This window comes from Rhodococcus sp. IEGM 1307 (genome assembly GCF_030056915.1).
Lineage (GTDB): Bacteria > Actinomycetota > Actinomycetes > Mycobacteriales > Mycobacteriaceae > Rhodococcus_F > Rhodococcus_F opacus_D.
Window position 1 is genome coordinate 1 of sequence record NZ_JASHKW010000064.1, and the last position, 1,357, is coordinate 1,357.

Below are 1,357 nucleotides of genomic sequence, written 5' to 3' on the forward strand. Positions count from 1 at the left end.
CCTGTTGCCTCATGTCAAGATGCCCGCGAAGTCTGATTCGTTGACTCATCGAGAAGTGCCCGCGTGAGAGGGGCTCTCCTCGTGGGTGTGTTCTTGGCGGTGGCGAGGGCGATGAGCTCGGTGGTCAATGCCTGGATCTGACGCTGGACGGCGGCGGGGTTGATGGTCGAGTACGTGTCGGCGAGGATGGCCTTGTCCTCTCCGGTGACGGCCTCGTGCTGGTCTGCACGCCGATGCGGAGTGGTGGCGATGTCGTACTTCTTGGTCACCTTCGCGCCGTCACGTTCTTTCGACACCAATTTCTGCTGTGGGTAGAAGTAGTTCGTTAGCTGCGACTGCAGAACCCAGATCTGATTGAGCAGCAACAACTCTGCAGAGGTGTCATAGCGGAGATAGCCGACGATGGTGCGTACTACGGCCCAGTTCTTCTGCTCGACGTGTGCCCCGTCGTTGGAGTTTCCGGGACGCGAGCGGGTGAAGGTGATCTGCTGTCTGTTGCACCAGTCGAGCAGGTGGTGGTTGATGAACTCGCTGCCGTTGTCGGAGTCGACGCCGAGGAGTGGGAACGGCATGATGGCAGCGATCTCGTCGAGTGCGGCGATGACCCATTTGCGGGCCTTGTTGCGCACACTGCGGTTCTCGGTCCAACCGGTGGCGATGTCGGTGACCGTCAGCGTGTAAGCGTGCTCACCGACGGCGTTGCCGCCCTCGTGGCCGACCAGGTCGATCTCGACGAACCCCGGCGCCGCATCATCCCACTGCGCCCAGGTGCGGATCGGGATCTGGGACTTGAGCAGGGAACCGGGCTTGGTATGTGATCGGCCCTTGAGTTCATGGTTCTTGCGTTCGGGCGCCAGCCGTCGGTCGATGGTGGCTGCAGACATGCCGACCAGCAACAGTGCGGTAGCGTCGTCGATGTCGAGTTCACCGAACGCACGCAGAATGGGCACGAGGTCTGGCAGTGCCGGCGCAAGCCGCTTCCCGGCAGGCATCCCCAGCACCGCCCAGCAGAAGATCAACGCTGCAACAACGTTCGGCCCGTACGTCGGTGGGCGCCCGGTTCGGGGACGGACCACCTTCGGAATCAACGCTGCCCGCAATGCCTTGCGGGCGTGGTCGCGATGCCAGCCGGTCGTGGCGCACAGTTCGTCTAGGATCTTCGCTTTGCCCGGCTTGTCGGCGCGCTTGTAGCGGGTCGCGATCGCCGTGGTGACGGCTCTGCGTTCAGCCATGGTCAGTCCCATCCTCCGGCCCTACCCTCGACCACCACACCGACGTGATCGACACGCCGCTACGCGGGCGTTCTCACGTGAGGCAACGAAGGGGCTTACGCGGGCATTTTGGATGAGTCAACGCG

Annotated in this window: 1 protein-coding gene; it reads right to left on the reverse strand. The window is 63.0% G+C overall.

All coding sequences use genetic code 11. The annotated features are described in order from the left end of the window. Positions 1–14: 14 nt before the first annotated feature. On the reverse strand, positions 15–1,244 hold the full coding sequence (locus QM841_RS42815) for a DDE-type integrase/transposase/recombinase (RefSeq protein WP_164060291.1): 1,230 nt from the start codon (positions 1,242–1,244) through the stop codon (positions 15–17). Between the last annotated feature and the right edge of the window lie 113 nt (positions 1,245–1,357).